Source organism: Streptomyces sp. NBC_00876, assembly GCF_045207435.1.
Classification (GTDB): domain Bacteria; phylum Actinomycetota; class Actinomycetes; order Streptomycetales; family Streptomycetaceae; genus Streptomyces.
Window position 1 is genome coordinate 5,004,288 of the sequence record NZ_CP108800.1, and the last position, 16,652, is coordinate 5,020,939.

18 protein-coding genes are annotated in these 16,652 nt (G+C 70.8%); 11 read left to right on the forward strand and 7 right to left on the reverse strand.

Annotated elements, in window-relative coordinates; translation table 11 throughout:
• Positions 1-9: 9 nt before the first annotated feature.
• Entirely contained in the window at positions 10-681 is a 672-nt protein-coding gene (locus tag OG782_RS21975) for an imidazolonepropionase-like domain-containing protein (protein ID WP_406453515.1), read from the forward strand.
• Between the two features lie 65 nt (positions 682-746).
• Here the strand turns inward: OG782_RS21975 and OG782_RS21980 are convergent, their stop codons facing one another.
• From OG782_RS21980 to OG782_RS21995, 4 genes are all read right to left on the reverse strand, one after another.
• Positions 747-1,442 carry a DUF3152 domain-containing protein gene (locus tag OG782_RS21980; RefSeq protein ID WP_406453517.1) on the reverse strand — a complete coding sequence of 232 codons (696 nt, stop codon included), beginning with the start codon at positions 1,440-1,442 and terminating at the stop codon, positions 747-749.
• Between the two features lie 67 nt (positions 1,443-1,509).
• Positions 1,510-1,929: a helix-turn-helix transcriptional regulator gene (locus tag OG782_RS21985; protein WP_406453519.1), complete on the reverse strand. Its 420-nt coding sequence runs from the start codon at positions 1,927-1,929 to the stop codon at positions 1,510-1,512.
• Positions 1,930-2,053: 124 nt separating this feature from the next.
• Positions 2,054-3,037, reverse strand: coding sequence for a hypothetical protein (locus OG782_RS21990; RefSeq protein ID WP_406453521.1), 984 nt, complete (start codon positions 3,035-3,037; stop codon positions 2,054-2,056).
• Between the two features lie 118 nt (positions 3,038-3,155).
• A complete protein-coding gene (locus OG782_RS21995) occupies positions 3,156-3,581 on the reverse strand; it encodes a peptidase inhibitor family I36 protein (protein WP_406453523.1) in 426 nt (141 codons plus the stop codon).
• A gap of 272 nt (positions 3,582-3,853) precedes the next feature.
• Between OG782_RS21995 and OG782_RS22000 the strand changes: the two genes are divergently transcribed.
• The 5 genes from OG782_RS22000 to OG782_RS22020 all read left to right on the forward strand — a co-directional run bounded on the left by OG782_RS22000 (position 3,854) and on the right by OG782_RS22020 (position 8,610).
• On the forward strand, positions 3,854-4,363 hold the full coding sequence (locus OG782_RS22000) for a hypothetical protein (protein ID WP_406453525.1): 510 nt from the start codon (positions 3,854-3,856) through the stop codon (positions 4,361-4,363).
• 23 nt (positions 4,364-4,386) lie between these two features.
• Entirely contained in the window at positions 4,387-5,877 is a 1,491-nt protein-coding gene (locus OG782_RS22005) for a peptidoglycan-binding protein (RefSeq protein ID WP_406453527.1), read from the forward strand.
• Positions 5,874-6,563: an ABC transporter ATP-binding protein gene (locus OG782_RS22010; RefSeq protein ID WP_406453529.1), complete on the forward strand. Its 690-nt coding sequence runs from the start codon at positions 5,874-5,876 to the stop codon at positions 6,561-6,563. Before OG782_RS22005 ends, OG782_RS22010 begins: the two co-directional genes overlap by 4 nt.
• Before the next feature lie 71 nt (positions 6,564-6,634).
• Positions 6,635-7,846 (forward strand): ABC transporter permease, encoded by a 1,212-nt coding sequence (locus OG782_RS22015; RefSeq protein ID WP_406453531.1) that lies wholly within the window; start codon positions 6,635-6,637, stop codon positions 7,844-7,846.
• A 71-nt stretch (positions 7,847-7,917) separates the two neighbouring features.
• Positions 7,918-8,610: a demethylmenaquinone methyltransferase gene (locus OG782_RS22020; protein WP_406453533.1), complete on the forward strand. Its 693-nt coding sequence runs from the start codon at positions 7,918-7,920 to the stop codon at positions 8,608-8,610.
• Between the two features lie 111 nt (positions 8,611-8,721).
• Here OG782_RS22020 and OG782_RS22025 read toward each other — a convergent pair whose 3' ends face one another.
• Positions 8,722-9,246, reverse strand: coding sequence for a GNAT family N-acetyltransferase (locus tag OG782_RS22025; protein WP_406453535.1), 525 nt, complete (start codon positions 9,244-9,246; stop codon positions 8,722-8,724).
• Between the two features lie 97 nt (positions 9,247-9,343).
• On the opposite strand from OG782_RS22025, the gene OG782_RS22030 reads away from it, so the two are divergent.
• Entirely contained in the window at positions 9,344-10,627 is a 1,284-nt protein-coding gene (locus tag OG782_RS22030) for a geranylgeranyl reductase family protein (protein ID WP_406453537.1), read from the forward strand.
• Here OG782_RS22030 and OG782_RS22035 read toward each other — a convergent pair.
• Both OG782_RS22035 and OG782_RS22040 read right to left on the reverse strand, forming a co-directional pair.
• A complete protein-coding gene (locus OG782_RS22035) occupies positions 10,624-11,817 on the reverse strand; it encodes an MFS transporter (protein ID WP_406453539.1) in 1,194 nt (397 codons plus the stop codon). The genes OG782_RS22030 and OG782_RS22035 overlap by 4 nt on opposite strands.
• A gap of 205 nt (positions 11,818-12,022) precedes the next feature.
• On the reverse strand, positions 12,023-12,856 hold the full coding sequence (locus OG782_RS22040; protein ID WP_406453541.1) for a C40 family peptidase: 834 nt from the start codon (positions 12,854-12,856) through the stop codon (positions 12,023-12,025).
• Between the two features lie 793 nt (positions 12,857-13,649).
• On the opposite strand from OG782_RS22040, the gene OG782_RS22045 reads away from it, so the two are divergent.
• The 4 genes from OG782_RS22045 to OG782_RS22060 are packed head-to-tail and all read left to right on the forward strand — an operon-like array spanning position 13,650 to position 16,625.
• Positions 13,650-14,009 carry an NADH-quinone oxidoreductase subunit A gene (locus OG782_RS22045; RefSeq protein WP_003992243.1) on the forward strand — a complete coding sequence of 120 codons (360 nt, stop codon included), beginning with the start codon at positions 13,650-13,652 and terminating at the stop codon, positions 14,007-14,009.
• 17 nt (positions 14,010-14,026) lie between these two features.
• Positions 14,027-14,581 (forward strand): NADH-quinone oxidoreductase subunit B family protein, encoded by a 555-nt coding sequence (locus tag OG782_RS22050; RefSeq protein ID WP_111337185.1) that lies wholly within the window; start codon positions 14,027-14,029, stop codon positions 14,579-14,581.
• The gene (locus tag OG782_RS22055) at positions 14,578-15,303 is read left to right on the forward strand and encodes an NADH-quinone oxidoreductase subunit C (protein WP_406453544.1); all 726 of its coding nucleotides are present in this window, start codon (positions 14,578-14,580) and stop codon (positions 15,301-15,303) included. Before OG782_RS22050 ends, OG782_RS22055 begins: the two co-directional genes overlap by 4 nt.
• Entirely contained in the window at positions 15,303-16,625 is a 1,323-nt protein-coding gene (locus OG782_RS22060; RefSeq protein ID WP_406453546.1) for an NADH-quinone oxidoreductase subunit D, read from the forward strand. The genes OG782_RS22055 and OG782_RS22060 overlap by 1 nt, the downstream gene beginning before the upstream one ends.
• Positions 16,626-16,652: the final 27 nt, after the last annotated feature.

Genomic DNA, 16,652 nt, shown 5'->3' on the forward strand with positions numbered 1-16,652 from the left:
GGTCACTCCTTGCTGACGATCCACGCCGCCGCCCTGCTGCTGCCGGGCGGCGGTCGTGCGTCCGTGCCCGGCGGGGCGGTGGCCGTGCGGGACGCCGCGATCGCCGCCTTCGGTCCGTACGAGGAACTGGCCGCCCTCCACCCCGCCCGGGTCCGGCGCTGGCCGGGCGTCCTGACCCCGGGGCTCGTGCAGCGGGACGCGGTCCGGCTGCTGGAGGAGTCGTACTTCCCCGATCCGCGTGAGGCGGACACCCTGGGCACCGCGCCGCTGACCGGCGAGGCGCTCGACGCGCTCGGGCCGGACGACACCTGGCGGGCGGGCAGTGTCCGGCGCGGGCTGCACCGGATGCTCCGCCACGGCACGACCGCGGTGACGGCCCCGCCCGCCACCGCGCCCGCGCTGCTCACGGCGGTGCGCCGGTCCGGCCTGCTGGTCCTCGGTCCCGCGGCCGCCACCGGTGTTCCGCGGGGCTCCGCGGCCGGCGACCGCGGTGAGCCGCGGCTCGATCCGCTGGCCGGGGCCGCAGCGGTGGCCGACGCGATGGCGGCACCGCTCGCCGCCGGCGGCCGGGCGGACCTCGCCGTCTTCGACGTACCGGACGAGGCCGCACTCCTGGCCGCGGGCGGCGCGAGCTGCGTGGCCACCGTGGCTGCCGGACGGCTGGTGTACCGGGGCCGGTAGGGCCTCCCGTCCGGACCGGGCCGGGCACGCGGGGTCCCGCACCGCACGCGGCAACCGGCAAAGCGTCACGGTACGGAAGGGCCGCCCAGGTACCGGCCGTTCGCGGCGTACGGCCAGGCGTTGGAGACACAGCCCTTGAGCCCGTCGATCTGCTGCATCATCGCGGGGGCGGGGCGGCCCCTGCCGGGGCAGGTCTCGTGGCCGTGTCCCAGCCAGTGCCCGACCTCGTGGTTGATGATCAGGGCGCGGTAGCCGGCCAGCGGGCCGTGGAACTCCGGCGAACCCGTCTGCCAGCGCTTCAGGTTGACCATGACATCGGTCCCGACCCGGCAGTTGACCTCGCCATGGGTGTCGAGCCCGCTCTGCCCGCAGATGCTGTCGGTGGTCTTCGGGGTGGCGATCCGGATGACCAGGCCCGCGGGCCCTTCGGCTACCTGGCGGAAGGAGCGCTCACCGTGGTGCGACCAGCCGCGCGGCGCCGCCAGGATCCGGGCGATCTCGGCGGCGGCCTTGTCCGGGTCCAGACCCGAGCCCTTCTCCACCTCGACCCGGTAGGCGTCTCCCGTCCCGGCCGGGGAGACGCCCGCGCGGGCGACGGTGAAGGTGGCGGAGGCGGACGAGGGACTCGGATCATGTCCGCCGTTCCACCGGATACCCACGACGGCGGCCACGACCAGCACCACCGGAACGGCGGCCCTGACCAGCAGCCGGTTCAGGCCGCGCTCCCGCCGCCCGTTTCTTCGCCCATCCCCTGCGGACATCCGTGCCCTCCCCGGTTTCGGTGGTTCCCGCTCCCCGCTGTTAGGACCGGTGCCGGGGGCAATTGGTTCAGTCCACACGTGTATGAGGTCGCCGGGCGCCCGTGAGCGCGGTGACCGGCGCGCGGGCCGGAAAGGCCGCACCGGGTGGCGGACCGTCCGGCGGATTCGCGAAGAGGGGCATGCACGCGTCGCAGAGCGACAGAAGGCCCCTGTGGTGCAAGGCGGACAGCAGGCAGAGCCGGAGCCTTGTCATCCCGCCGAGTTTCGACCGGATATTGGCGATGTGAAACTTCACCGTTCGCGGAGTGACGTGCAGATGCGCCGCGACTTCCTCATTCGAAGGGGCGTTGTGCAGCGTGGCGAAGAGCTGCTCCTCGGTGGGCGTGAGCCGCCGGAGAGGAGCCGGTTGTGCGAGCACGTCTGCGGTCGGGCGCCGATGCCGGCCGTCAGGGATCGGGCGGGCGCAGACAAGGCAATGAACCGTCATATCCCCCCCAGGGCGCTGGTTCAAGAGCGGCAGGAATCTAGCACGAGGGGGGCGGGAATTCAGGCCGGGGGCCGGGATGCGGTCGCTTCGCGACGTGCGTCCGCAGGTAAATGAGGCAGATTGTTCAGGATGCCGAAATGAGTGATGCGGCGAGTTTCAGCCGGTCTTTGAGTTGTTCCTTGGCCAGGTCGAGCGTCTCGGCGAACTTGTCGATCTGCCGATTCTGGTAGGCGGACTGGACCGCGAGGTAGACGCCGACGAGATTGACCTCTTTCTTGCAGCTGACATCGGCCTTGGCGGCGGTGACGGCGGCCGGGGACGAGAGGGCGTCGTCGGCGATGCCCAGCTCCGTGGTGACGTTCATCGGGTCGGCCGCCGTGTGACCCTTTCGCGCCATGCAGTCGGACCAGTACTTGTTGACGGTCTTCGTACGGGAATCCTCGCGCGCCCGGGACTCCGCCTGGGACTTGAGATTGAAGACGTACATCACGTCCACGGCATTCGGCTCGGGGGCGTACAGCTTGAGGAACGCCTCACGGCCGCAGCCGCCGACCGGCACCGGCTTGCCGTTGATCCGCTGCTTGCTGCCGCCCTTCTTCACCGCCTCGGCCTGGCTCCTGGGCATATCGGTGGGCTTCAGATCCGGTGCGCCGTTCAGCGCGATCTCCTCGGACGCGGTGAGTTTCTGCGGGGTCCGCCCGGGAGTCCGCTCCTCTCCGGGGACGCCGTAGCCGTACCGGGCCGCTTCGTCCGGGTCCACCACTCCGAAGATCCGTGCGTTCGCTCCGCCCGTCGCGGGGGAGCCGGTGCGCCGCGGGATGCTGTAGCGGAAGCCGTAGCGTGCCATGCACCGGGCGACGAGTGTGCCCTGGCCCTCCTGAAGCGCCTCGGTCTCCTCATAGGTGGCGTCATAGGCGTCCAGGGGGAGTCGCAGCCCCACCGTGCTCAGCACCGGGGGAGTGGCCGCGATCCCGGGTTCGGACTTCTCGTCGCTCCGTCCCCCGTCGGCGGAGGAGGAACAGGCGGAACAGGCGGCGAGGAGCACGGCGGCGCAGACCACACCGAACGAACGGTGGAGACCGCGGCGGCGGCCGGGGAACGGGTGCATGCGGATCCTTCGGGGGGCGGCCGGTTCGTACGAAGGGACAGCCGCTGCTCCGCCCGTCGCTCACGGGCAGAACAGCGGTGCCGTGCGGCGGGCGGAGCAGCGGCCCGCTCCGGGGCGGTCAGAAGTAGTACGCCGACGAGATCGCGTTCTTGAACGTGGTGGAGGCGTTGCCGTAGTAGCCGAGCGGCAGAGAACCCTTGATGCCGCCGCGGGAGGCCTTGGTGTACACGTCCCAGGCCGTCACATCGCGGTTCCAGTAGGACGCGGTGTTGTTGTCGGTGGACTGGCCCTGGCCGGGGCAGGACTGTGAACTCGTCGACGAGCGGAAGAGATCGCCGGAGAAGTTCCCGTCCGATTCGAGGAGGTCGAAGACACAGCCGGCGAAGTTCGAGTTGTAGTAGAGACCGAACTCCCCGCTCTCCACATTGCCGTTCTTGTTCGTCGCGGCCGACGCGGTGCCGGCCGTCGCGAGCGTCAGCCCGGTGACCGCGGTCGCGGCCAGGGTGATGCCGGTCAGGCGGCGCATCACAGCGGAACGAGCCATTTTCGTTTCTCCTTCGTGTGCTGGTCCGGTTGCGCGTGGAGCCCATGGGGCGTGAGCGCCATCAATCCAATGCGCCATTCATTACGGATGGCTACTGCCCCCGAGGACAGTTGTCGTCCGCGGGCGGGCTCTGTACGGTCGGGGGTCCGAGACTGCGTCACAGGTCGCCAAGTCGCAGACCACGAGCGACTGTTGGGTGCGTGATGAGTAGCTCCGCATCAGGTGCGGCGACCGTCTCCCCTCCGCCGCTCCTCCTCTCCCGGGAGTCCCGTATGCGCCCCGTTCCCGCTGTCGCCAGAACCGCCGCTGCGCTGCTGCTGCTCTCCCTCGTGACCGCCGGATGCACGGGAGCGTCGGACTCGGGGGAGTCGCAGCCGCAGGCGAGGACGGATGCGGAACCCAGCCAGCGGCCGCAGGAGATCACGTACTACCGGTGCCTGGAGGACCACGGGATCCCGCTGGCCAGGACCAGTGACGGCGTGCTGCGGGTCGAGAAGGGCAAGGACAACAACGCGGCCATCATGGCGGCGGAGAAGAAGTGTGCCGCGCTCATGCCTCCGCCGGCCGTGAGGCGGGCGGGCAAGGAGGAGATGGCGCGGGCCATGAAGCTGAGCGCGTGCCTGCGGGAGCACGGCGTCAAGGACTATCCCGACCCCGGCCCGGACGGGGAGGCCGAGCTCAGCAGCGAGTTGATCCACCGGATGAAGACGGACGTCGACTACCGCGAGGCGGACCGGGTGTGTGATCCCCGGCCCGAGGGCGACTCGATCCTCGGCGGCTGACGGGTCCGGGGGAGGAGCCTTCGATGAGCAGCGAGCACGACGGGAGCGGTGGCGCCGGAGCCTCGGAGCGCGACGGGGACGGTGGCGCCGGAGCCTCGGAGCACGACGGGGAGCGCGACGGCGGTCTCGGCCGGCGCCGGCGCTGGGTGGCCGCCGTCGCCGTCGCGGCCGTGCTGCTCGCCGCCGCGGGCGTCGGCGCCTCGATGGTCATCAAGTCACCGGCGCAGGCGGCGGCCGAGGCCGCCGCACCGGAACGGGACGTGCTGACCGCCGCGGTGGAGCACCGGGTGCTGGTCTCCTCGGTGATCACCCGCGGCCAGGTGCGGGCGGGACAGACCGTGAACGTCTCCCCGCAGCTGTCCGGCGGTGACGAGAGCGCGACCGGAGCGGTGATCACGAAGCTGGCGGTCAGGGCCCAGGACGTCCTGAGGAGCGGCCGGCTGCTGATGGAGGTCTCCGGCCGCCCCGTGTTCGTCCTGCGGGGGAAGCTGCCCGTCTACCGCGACCTGCGCCCCGGCAGTACGGGCGATGACGTCGGGCAGCTCCAGAAGGCGCTGCGGGACCTGGGCCACCCCACCGCACCCGATGCGAGCGGGACGTTCGGCGCGGGGACCAGGACGGCGCTCGGTTCGTTCTACGCGTCCATCGGTTACGACCCGCTGCCGGCCCAGGACGACGACGGCGAGGGCCTCAGATCGGCCGCCGCCGCCGTGCGCTCGGCCGAGCGGGCCCTGGAGGACGCCAGGGACGCCGAGGGCGCTGCGGACTCCGGCTCGGCGGCGAAGAGCGGCGACGCGCCCGTCGATCCGCACCGGGCCGTGGAGCGGGCCGCCCAGGACCTCGACGACGCACGGGCCGCCTATGCCGGGGTGCGGGCGAAGTCGGGCCCGATGCTGCCGGCGGGCGAGGCGGTGTTCCTGGAGAGCTTCCCGGCCCGGGTGAACGCGGTGCAGGGGAGTGTGGGCGACAAGGTGTCCGGGACGGCGATGACGCTGTCCTCGGGCCGGCTGGTCGTGCAGGCGTACGTCCCCGAGTACCAGAAGGGGCTGCTGCGGGCCGGGCAGCACGTCGAGATCTACTCCGAGGTCTCCGGGGTGTCGGCCGGCGCAGAGGTCTCCCGTGTCGCCGACACCCAGACGGTCCCGGCGCAGGACACCACCGGCGGCTCCGGGCAGGAGGGCGGCTCCGGCGGCGGCGCCCCGGGCTCCGGCCCCACCGGCTATCTGGTGCAGATCACCCCGGACAAGGCGCTCGACGACCGGCTGGGCGGCCAGGACGTCCGGCTGACCATCGAGGCGGCCTCCACCGGGGGCAAGGCCCTGGTCGTGCCGGTCACCGCCATCACCGCGGGCGCGGACGGCCGGACGGTGGTGACCGTGGTCGCCGGGCAGGGCCGGCAGCAGCGCGTCGAGGTCCGCCCCGGCACGTCCGGCGACGGCTATGTGGCGGTCGTACCCGTGGCGAAGGGCGCCCTGGCCGCGGGCGACCGGGTGGTCACCGGGGTGCGGAAGTGACCGTGCCCGTCATCGAGTTCCGGCAGGTCGCCCTCACGTACCCCGGACCTCCGCCGGTCGACGCGTTCAGGCCCTGCGATCTGGTGATCGGCCGGGGCGAGTTCGTGACCGTCGTCGGTCCATCCGGCTCGGGCAAGTCCACGTTCCTCAACATCGCCGGCCTGCTGGACGCCCCCACCGCGGGGACGTACCTCCTCGACGGCCTGGACACCGGAGCGATGAAGGACGGCGACCGCACCGCGCTGCGCGGCCGCCGGATCGGCTTCGTCTTCCAGTCCTTCCATCTGCTGCCCCACCGCAGCGCCCTGGAGAACGTCACGCTGGCCATGGTCTACAGCGGTGTGCCCCGCAAGGAGCGCCGGCAGCGGGCGAAGGAGGCGCTGGTACGGGTCGGGCTCGGCCACCGCGCCGGGGCCCTGCCCACCAGGCTGTCCGGCGGGGAACGGCAACGGGTGGCGATCGCACGGGCGCTGGTGGCCCGGCCCTCGCTGCTGCTGTGCGACGAGCCGACCGGCAACCTCGACACGGCCAACGCGCAGTCGGTGCTGGCGCTGCTCGCGGAACTGCACGCCGACGGCATGACGGTGCTGGTGATCACCCACGATCCGGAGGTGGCGGGACGCGGCGCGCGTACGGTCACGATCCGCGACGGGGTGCTGCGCGAGCGCGAGGGGGCGGCCAGGTGATCCGCGGCCTTCTGCGGACGCGCTGGACGCGCCTGACGCGCCGGACACGGTTGACGCGCCGGAGCCGGCCGGTGGAGCCCTCGGTGTTCTCCTTCGGCGATCTGCTGGGGGAATCGCTCGCCGGCATGCTGCAACGCCCGGCCCGCTCCGTGCTGACCGCGCTCGGCACGGTCCTGGGCGTGGGGACCTTCGTGGCCATCCTGGGTCTGACCGCCACCGCCTCCTCGCAGATCGACGCCCGCTTCAACTCCCTCACCGCCACGGAGGTGACGGTCGAGGACAGGGCCTCGGAGCGGTACGAGTTCGCGGAGCCCGCCTTCCCGCCGGACGCCGACGACCGGGTGGAGGCACTGAACGGGGTGCGCAGCGCCGGGGTGTACTGGCCGGTGCGCCTGGCCGACACCGTCACCGTGCGCTCCGCCCCGGTCGGCCGGGCGACGGGCGGCGGCGGGACCGAGGTGGTCGCCGCGTCCCCCGGCGTACTGGAGGCGGCCGAACCCACGCTCTCGCAGGGGCGGATCTACGACGACCTGATGTCCGGCGACGGGGCGTACGTCGCCGTCATCGGTTCGGGCGTCGCGTCCCGGCTCGGCATCACCACACTGGAGACCCGGCCCGCCGTCTTCGTCGGCGACCAGCCCTTCACCGTCACCGGGATCATCGAGAACACCGAACGCAAGGCCGATCTGCTGCTGTCGGTCGTCGTCCCGCGCACGACGGCCGAGAAGATCTGGGGCCCGCCCGAGGGCAGCAGCGCGAGGATGCTGATCTCGACGGAACTGGGCGCCGCCCAGCAGGTCGCCGGGCTCGCCCCGACCGCGCTGCGGCCCGACCACCCCGAGTACCTCAAGGCCGTCCCTCCGCCGGACCCCCGGACGCTGCGTTCCGGAGTCGGCGGCGACCTCGGTCAGCTGTTCCTGCTCCTGGCGGGGATCTGCCTGGTCATCGGCGCGGTCGGGATCGCCAACACCACCCTGGTGTCGGTCCTGGAACGCACCGGCGAGATCGGCCTGCGGCGCGCGCTCGGCGCCCGGGCCCGCCACATCACCCTTCAGTTCCTCGCCGAGTCCGGGGTCCTGGGAGCGCTGGGCGGCATCGTCGGGACGTCGCTGGGTGTGGTCACGGTGGTGGGTGTGGCCGTGGCCCGCGACTGGACCCCGGTCGTGCACCCGGCCACCGCCGCGACGGCCCCCGTGGCCGGGCTGGTCACCGGTGTCCTGGCCGGGCTGTATCCGGCCTGGCGGGCGTCCCGCATCCAGCCCGCCGAGGCACTGCGCCGCTGATCGGCGCCGCCGCGTCGCCGGACGGCGGGCCCGCCCCTGTGCCGCCCGGCCGGGCTGCTTGAATGGGAGACGTGACCCGAGCCTCCCTGGACAAGCAGCCGCACGAAGTCGCCTCGATGTTCGACGACGTGGCGGCGAACTACGACCTCACCAATGACGTGCTCTCGCTCGGCCAGGCCCGGCTGTGGCGCAAGGAGGTCGCCAAGGCGGTGCACGCCCGCCCCGCGGAGAAGGTCCTCGACCTGGCCGCCGGGACGGCGACGTCCTCGCTGCCGTTCGCCGCGACCGGCGCGTACGTCGTGCCGTGCGACTTCTCCATCGGCATGCTGCGCGAGGGCAAGAAGCGCAACTCCTGGCTGCCGTTCACCGCGGGCGACGCGACGAAACTGCCGTTTCGCGACGAGACCTTCGACGCGGTGACCATCTCCTTCGGCCTGCGCAACGTCCAGGACACGGACGCCGCCCTGCGCGAGCTGTACCGGGTGACCAAGCCGGGCGGCCGGGTGGTCATCTGCGAGTTCTCCCAGCCGGTCTGGGCGCCGTTCCGGACCGTCTACACCGAGTACCTGATGCGGGCGCTGCCGCCGGTCGCGCGCGCGGTGTCGTCCAACCCCGACGCGTACGTCTATCTCGCCGAGTCGATCCGCGCCTGGCCCGACCAGGCCGGGCTCGCGGCCAGGCTCCAGGGGGCCGGCTGGTCGAAGGTCGCCTGGCGCAACCTCAGCGGCGGCATCGTGGCGCTGCACCGGGGCGTACGCGCCTGACGTCCGCATCGCTCGGGGCGGACGAACTGCCGGTGCACCAGGGCCTCTCGGAGCGGGAGCGGACGGCCCTGCCTGCCCGGACGCCCAGCGGCACCGGCCGGCCCCGGACGCTCAGCGGCCCAGTTCCAGCCGGAAGCACCGCACCTCCTGGCCCGCGCGGGGAGTGGTGAAACTCTCCGCCTGCTCCATGCCCAGGCGCCGGGCGACCCTGAGCGACCGCTCGTTGAGCGCGTCGATCGTCGCCACCACCCGCTCCACCCCGGCCGCGCGCAGCCGCTCCAGCGTGAGGTGCGCGGCCGCGGTCACATATCCGTGGCCCCACGCGGTCCTGGCCAGCCGCCAGCCGATCTCGGTCTCGCCCACCGGCCCGTACGCGCTCTGCGGCCACGGCTGGGCGCCGGTGAAGCCGAGCACCTCGCCGTTCCCGTCGAGCACGGTCCACAGGCAGTAGCCCAGTTCCGCGTCGTGCCGGCGCTGCCTGGCCGTCCACTCCTCGTACATCGACAGCTCGTCCGGACGGCCGCCGAAGAACTCCATCACCTCCGGGTCGTCGAAGGCGCGGTGCCAGGCCACCGCGTCCTCGTCGGTCGGGACACGCAGCTGTACGGCAGGGAGCGAGGGAGGCGCGGTCGACATCGGGGAGCCCTTCGGAAAGTTGATCAGCAAGCCCCCATAGACTGCCTTGGACCAGTGCCGCGCGGCACGCGAATTCGAGTCTTCGGGAGAGCCGACCGTGACCGAGCCCCTGTCCGAACACAGCGCGGATGTGATCGTCGTCGGGGCAGGCCCAGCCGGCTCCACGACCGCGTACTACCTCGCCAAGGCCGGACTCGACGTCCTCCTTCTGGAGAAGACCGCCTTCCCGCGCGAGAAGGTCTGCGGCGACGGCCTCACGCCACGCGCCACCAAGCAGCTCGTCTCCATGGGCATCGACATCTCCGAAGAGGCCGGCTGGCTGCGCAACAAGGGCCTGCGCATCATCGGCGGCGGCGTCCGCCTCCAGCTGGACTGGCCGGATCTCGCCTCGTACCCGGACTACGGACTGGTGCGCAAGCGCGACGACTTCGACGAGCAGCTGGCCCGTCAGGCGCAGAAGGCGGGCGCGCGGCTGTACGAGCGCTGCAACGTCGGCGCCCCGATCAAGGACGAGCGCACCGGCCGGATCACCGGCGTGCACGCGAAGCTCGGCGAGGAGAAGACCCCGGTCACCTTCCACGCCCCCCTCGTCGTCGCCGCCGACGGCAACTCCACCCGGCTCTCCCTCGCGATGGGCCTGCACCGCCGTGAGGACCGCCCGATGGGTGTCGCGGTCCGTACGTACTTCACCTCGCCCCGCCACGACGACGACTACCTGGAGTCCTGGCTGGAGCTGTGGGACCGGCGCGGCGCCGAGGACCGGCTGCTGCCCGGCTACGGCTGGATCTTCGGCATGGGCGACGGCACCTCCAACGTGGGCCTCGGCATCCTCAACTCCTCCTCCGCCTTCAAGGAGCTGGACTGGCGCGAGGTCCTCAAGGCCTGGTGCGCCTCCATGCCGGAGGACTGGGGCTACACCCCCGAGAACATGACGATGCCGATCCGCGGCGCCGCCCTCCCGATGGCGTTCAACCGCCAGCCGCACTACACCAAGGGCCTGCTGCTCGTCGGTGACGCGGGCGGCATGGTCAACCCGTTCAACGGCGAAGGCATCGCGTACGCCATGGAGTCGGGGCAGATCGCCGCCGACGTCATCGTCCAGGCCCACGCCCGCGCGACCCCGGCCCAGCGTGAACTGGCCCTGAACAACTACCCGAAGGTGCTCAAGGAGACCTACGGCGGCTACTACACGATGGGCCGCGCCTTCGTGAAGCTGATCGGCAACCCGAAGGTCATGAAGGTCGCCACCCAGCGTGGCCTGACGCACCCGCTGCTGATGAAGTTCACCCTGAAGATGCTCGCCAACCTCACCGACCCGACGGGCGGCGACGCGATGGACCGCATCATCAACGGCCTGGCGAAGGTGGCGCCCCGCTCCTAACAGGCGTGGCGTGCGCGGTGGATCCCCGCCGCGACCACCACGAGACCCGCGGTCGCGGCGCCGAGCGCCATGACCGCGGGGAGCGAGACGTGGTCGACGACGTAGCCGCCGCCGAGCGCGCCGGCGGCGATCGTCGCCTGGAAGGACGCCGTGAACAGGACCGAGGCCGCCTCGGGTGTTTGCGGGGCGGCGCGGGCGAACCAGGTCTGTGAGCAGACCGGCACCGCGCCGTAGCCGAGGCCCCAGAGCACGAGGAGCGCGAGCGCGCCCGCCTCGGACCGGCCCAGGACGGGCAGCAGGGCCGTCGCGACGGCGATCGTCGCGGCGGCCGCCCCGAACGCGGTGTGCGGGCGGCGCGCCACCAGGGCGCCGCCGAGGAAGTTGCCGGCCACGCCCGCGGCCCCGTAGACCAGCAGGAAGGCCGTGACCGTTCCCGTACCGGCGTGGGTGACCTCCCGCAGGAACGGCGTTACGTAGGTGTACGTGCCGAAATGCGCCAGTACGATGAGGAAGGTCGTCAGCAGCGCGAACCGGGTGCCCGTGGTGCGCAGCAGGGCCCGGAGCACCGCGGGACGGGTGACCCGGTCCGGGGGCAGGGCGGGGAGCGTCAGGAGCAGCAGGGCCAGCACGCCGGTGGACAGCACGCCCATCGCCACGAACGCGGTGCGCCAGCCGGTCAGATCGCCGATGAGCGTGCCGGCGGGGACGCCGAGCACGGAACCGAGGGGGACGGCGGAGAAGATGACCGCCGTCGCACGGGCGGCCGCCGCCGGGCGGACCAGCCGGCCGGCCAGACCCGCGCCGATCGACCAGAAGCCGCCGATGGTGATGCCGACCAGGACCCGTGCGGCCAGCACCAGCCGGTAGTCCGTCGCGGCGGCCGTGAGGAAGTCGGCCAACGCGAGCAGCAGGACGAAGGCGCAGAGCATCAGCCGCCGGTCGGCGCGGGCCGTCGCGACGGTCACGACGGGGGCGGCGAGGGCGGCCAGGACGCCCGGCATCGTCATCATCAGGCCGGCCGTGCCGTCGGCGACGCCGAAGTCGGCCCCGATCGGCGTCAGCAGGCCGATCGGCAGGATCTCCGTGGTGACGACGGCGAAGATGCCCAGCATCACGGAGAGCACGGCCAGTCGGCCGCGCAGGGGCGTGCGGGGCGGGGCGCCGGGGGGAGTGGTGGCCGTGAGGGACATGGCGGGCCGTCCTGTGCTCGGTGACGCGGGGGCTGTTCGCCCCAGTTCACAAGCTCACGCGGACGGAGTCCGGCAGGTTCGCGACATCACCGTGGCCGCCGGGGGTGGCGTCGCGTTTCTGCCGGAAACGGCAGGAAGCCGTCGCTCCCGAGCGGGGGAGTGACGGCTTCCTGCCGTGCGCCGAGGCGCTTGTGAATCCGTGAACTCAGAGAACGCGGACCGCGCCGGTCGGCATGTCGTAGTCCAGGGGGCGCTGCACCACACCGGTGGAGGAGTTCTGCGCTCCGACGAACTGGCCGCCGCCCACGTAGATCCCGACGTGGTACGCGCTGCCCGCGCTGCCCCAGTACAGGATGTCGCCCGGCTGGAGGTTGCTCAGCGAGACCTGGGTGCCGGCCGTCGACTGGCTCTGCGAGACGCGCGGCAGGTCGACGCCCACCGTGCGGTACGCGGCCTGGACGAGGCCGGAGCAGTCCCAGGAGTTGGGGCCGGTGCCGCCGGGCACGTACGCGTCGCCGACCTGCATCTGCACGAAGGAGACGATGGCGGCGGCGGAGCCCGTGGCGGTGGAGGAGTACGTCGCCGGGGTGGACGACGAGGATCCTGCCGACGAGGAGCCGGAAGAGGTGCTCAGCGTCGTGCGCGCGGCGGAGCGGGAGGCGCGCTCCGCGGCCTCCGCCTTGGCCTTCGCGGCCGCTTCGGCCTTCTTCTCGGCCTCTGCCTTGCGGACCGCCTCGGCCTTGGCCTTCTTGGCGGCCTTGGCGGCGGTCGTGGCTGCGGCGTCCTCCTGGGCCTGGGTCTCCAGGTCCAGGGCGACCTGCTGCGTGGCCTCGGCGGACGCGGCGACGGTGGTGGAGAGCCCGGCCGTGATGGTCGGCATCTCGATCGTCTGGGTCACCGGCTCGGCCTGGGCCGGACCTGCAGCGCCTGCGACCGCGATGGTGCTGAGGACGCCACCGGCAACTCCGGCCCGCAGCGCCGTCTTCGAGGCGTTTCGGCGGGGCTTCCGGTGGCTGGGTATGAGAGCGGTGTGGGACATGGGTACTAGCGCTATCAGGGCCTCAGGGGTCCCATCAAGAAACGTGTGTTGCGACACAGTTACGTCCGGAACCTGTGAATCCGCTTTCTGAGGCCCTTTATTGACGCCGTAACGGGCAAACCGGGCATGGGTAATCACCGCTGTGATCACGGGTTTTCTGCAATACGCCCGAATTGCCCGTCACTTACCATCCGTTCACACCGTTGGCCAAGCCCGCTTGTATGGCGGGCTTGGTGGAGTGACGCAGGTCACAGCATGTTCTCCGGGCGACGGGCATACGAGGGCTCCGCGCGAGGGGTGCGGCGCGAGCGGGGAACTGGTGGCGTACGGCGGCCCATTCGCCCCATAGCGGGTGAATGTCGGAATGCGTCCACTTCATTCCGCGCGACCCCTCGCGCGGGTGACCCCGGGTATCCCCGCCGTGATCCCAGAGTGGGGCAGATCCCTTTATCACCCCATCGCGTTCCATTGCCAATTTGGCGGTCGGCGCTGCGGCTTGATAGAGCGACACCTCTTTGACCAGCGGTGACAGCAGGAGATGTCACGTCTCGTGATCACTCGGCCGCTTCGTGTACGAAGATCACCGCTCATCCGACTTCATGATCGTTCGTCAGGTGGTGGAGATCACAAAGACGTTGTCGTACCCCGTGTCGCAGATCACAGGACGGCAGGCATAGGATGCGGGGCAGTCGGGCTTGTGAACTGCCTCACATGTGCACGATCTTGGTGAGGTGGCGAGCCAGGTCGCCCGATGCGGTCCAACGGTCAAGGACGACTGGAAGGAGCGAGGAGCGTGAATGCCTACGCGCCCATCCTCGTGCTCGGCGCCCTCGGGGCAGGGTTTGCGATCTTTTCCGTGGTCATGGCCACGCTTATCGGCCCCAAGCGGTACAACCGGGCAAAGCTCGAAGCGTACGAGTGCGGTATCGAACCCACACCCACTCCGGCCGGAGGCGGCCGCTTCCCCATCAAGTACTACCTGACGGCGATGCTCTTCATCGTCTTCGACATCGAGATCGTCTTCCTCTATCCCTGGGCGGTCACCTTCGACGCCCTGGGGATCTTCGGGCTCGTCGAGATGCTGCTCTTCGTGCTCACCGTCTTCGTCGCCTACGCGTATGTATGGCGTCGCGGCGGCCTGGAATGGGACTGAGGGGCTGAGGGGCACATATGGGACTCGAAGAGAAGCTGCCCAGCGGCTTCGTGCTGACCACTGTCGAGCAGGCCGCCGGCTGGGTACGGAAGTCCTCCGTCTTCCCGGCCACCTTCGGCCTCGCCTGCTGCGCCATCGAGATGATGACGACCGGGGCCGGGCGCTACGACCTGGCCCGGTTCGGCATGGAGGTCTTCCGCGGATCGCCGCGGCAGGCGGACCTGATGATCGTGGCAGGACGGGTGAGCCAGAAGATGGCGCCCGTCCTGCGGCAGGTCTACGACCAGATGCCGAACCCCAAGTGGGTCATCTCCATGGGGGTTTGCGCGTCATCGGGCGGAATGTTCAACAATTACGCCATTGTTCAGGGTGTTGATCATATTGTCCCGGTTGATATCTATTTGCCGGGCTGCCCACCGCGGCCCGAGATGCTGATGGACGCGATCCTCAAACTCCACCAGAAGATCCAGGGCTCCAAGCTCGGGGTCAACGCCGAGGAGGCCGCCCGCGAGGCGGAGGAAGCGGCGCTCAAGGCACTGCCCCTGATCGAGATGAAGGGGCTGCTCCGGTGAGTGAGAACGACAGCCAGGCCGCACAGAACGGCAGCGCGGTCCCCGCCCCGCGCGACGAGCACGGCGAGGTCATCGGCGTACGCAAGGGCATGTTCGGCGCCGACAACGGCGGTGACACCTCCGGCTACGGCGGGCTCATCCGCACCGTCGCCCTGCCGGGCGCCACCGCGCGCCCGTACGGCGGCTGGTTCGACGAGGTGGCCGACGAGCTCGAAGGGGCCCTGGAGGAACAGGGTCTGCTTCCGGACAACGCGATCGAGAAGACGGTCGTCGACCGCGACGAGCTCACCTTCCACATCGCCCGCGAGCACCTGCCCACCGTCGCGAAGACCCTGCGCGACGACCCGGCACTGCGCTTCGAGCTCTGTACGGGGGTGAGCGGCGTTCACTTCCTCGGTGACAAGGGACGTGAGCTGCACGCCGTCTACCACCTGCGCTCGATCACCCACGGCCGGCTCATCCGGCTGGAGGTGTCCGCGCCGGACAGCGATCCGCACATCCCCTCGCTCGTCGCGGTCTACCCGACCAACGACTGGCACGAGCGCGAGACCTACGACTTCTTCGGGCTCGTCTTCGACGGGCACCCCGCCCTCACCCGGATCATGATGCCGGACGACTGGCAGGGCTTCCCGCAGCGCAAGGACTACCCGCTCGGCGGCATCGCCGTCGAGTACAAGGGCGCCCAGATCCCGGCTCCGGACCAGCGGAGGTCGTACTCCTGATGACCACTCCCCACGCAACACCCAGGGCCACGACCGAGGGGACTGTATATACGGTCACCGGCGGCGACTGGGACGAGGTCGTCGAATCGGCGGCCAAGTCCGACGACGAGCGCATCATCGTCAACATGGGTCCCCAGCACCCGTCCACGCACGGAGTGCTCCGGCTGATCCTGGAGATCGACGGCGAGACCGTCACCGAGGCCCGCTGCGGCATCGGCTACCTCCACACCGGCATCGAGAAGAACCTCGAATTCCGGAACTGGACGCAGGGCACCACGTTCGTCACGCGCATGGACTACCTGACGCCGTTCTTCAACGAGACGGCGTACTGCCTGGGCGTCGAGAAGCTCCTCGGCATCGAGGACCAGATCCCCGACCGGGCCACCGTCCTGCGCGTGCTCCTGATGGAGCTCAACCGGATCTCCTCGCACCTGGTGTGCATCGCCACCGGAGGCATGGAGCTCGGCGCCACGACGATCATGATCTACGGCTTCCGCGATCGTGAACTCGTTCTCGATCTCTTCGAGCTGATCACCGGTCTGCGGATGAACCACGCGTTCGTCCGCCCCGGCGGACTCGCCCAGGACCTGCCCCCGGGCGCGGTCGACCAGCTGCGCGAGTTCGTGAAGACCATGAAGAAGAACCTGCCGGAGTACGACAAGCTCGCCACCGGCAACCCCATCTTCAAGGCCCGTATGCAGGACGTCGGCTACCTCGACCTCACCGGCTGCATGGCGCTCGGCGCCACCGGACCGGTCCTGCGCTCCGCCGGACTCCCGCACGACCTGCGCAAGACCGATCCCTACTGCGGGTACGAGAACTACGAGTTCGACGTCCCCACGGCGGACAGCTGCGACTCCTACGGACGCTTCCTCATCCGGCTGGAGGAGATGCGCCAGTCGCTGCGGATCATCGAGCAGTGCATCGACCGGCTGGAGCCGGGACCGGTCATGGTCGCCGACAAGAAGATCGCCTGGCCCGCGCAGCTCGCGCTCGGACCGGACGGACTCGGCAACTCGCTCGACCACATCAAGAAGATCATGGGCACCTCCATGGAGGCCCTGATCCACCACTTCAAGCTGGTGACCGAGGGCTTCCGGGTCCCGGCCGGACAGGCGTACACCGCGGTCGAGTCGCCGAAGGGCGAACTCGGCGTGCATGTCGTCTCGGACGGCGGAACCCGCCCCTACCGGGTCCACTTCCGCGACCCGTCCTTCACCAATCTCCAGGCCATGGCGGCGATGTGCGAGGGCGGCCAGGTCGCCGACGTCATCGTCGCCGTCGCATCCATCGACCCCGTGATGGGAGGCGTCGACCGGTGACCGAAGCACGTAGCGAAGTCAGTCTGG

Bases quoted from the DNA above. Each gene is read 5' to 3' on its own strand.
- OG782_RS22035 (WP_406453539.1), bottom strand. From the start codon at position 11,817: ATGTCCCTCACGGCCACCACTCCCCCCGGCGCCCCGCCCCGCACGCCC.
- OG782_RS21995 (WP_406453523.1), bottom strand. From the start codon at position 3,581: ATGGCTCGTTCCGCTGTGATGCGCCGCCTGACCGGCATCACCCTGGCC.
- OG782_RS22005 (WP_406453527.1), top strand. From the start codon at position 4,387: ATGAGCAGCGAGCACGACGGGAGCGGTGGCGCCGGAGCCTCGGAGCGC.
- OG782_RS21990 (WP_406453521.1), bottom strand. From the start codon at position 3,037: ATGCACCCGTTCCCCGGCCGCCGCCGCGGTCTCCACCGTTCGTTCGGT.
- OG782_RS22060 (WP_406453546.1), top strand. From the start codon at position 15,303: ATGACCACTCCCCACGCAACACCCAGGGCCACGACCGAGGGGACTGTA.
- OG782_RS22050 (WP_111337185.1), top strand. From the start codon at position 14,027: ATGGGACTCGAAGAGAAGCTGCCCAGCGGCTTCGTGCTGACCACTGTC.
- OG782_RS21980 (WP_406453517.1), bottom strand. From the start codon at position 1,442: ATGTCCGCAGGGGATGGGCGAAGAAACGGGCGGCGGGAGCGCGGCCTG.
- OG782_RS21985 (WP_406453519.1), bottom strand. From the start codon at position 1,929: ATGACGGTTCATTGCCTTGTCTGCGCCCGCCCGATCCCTGACGGCCGG.
- OG782_RS22000 (WP_406453525.1), top strand. From the start codon at position 3,854: ATGCGCCCCGTTCCCGCTGTCGCCAGAACCGCCGCTGCGCTGCTGCTG.
- OG782_RS22025 (WP_406453535.1), bottom strand. From the start codon at position 9,246: ATGTCGACCGCGCCTCCCTCGCTCCCTGCCGTACAGCTGCGTGTCCCG.
- OG782_RS22040 (WP_406453541.1), bottom strand. From the start codon at position 12,856: ATGTCCCACACCGCTCTCATACCCAGCCACCGGAAGCCCCGCCGAAAC.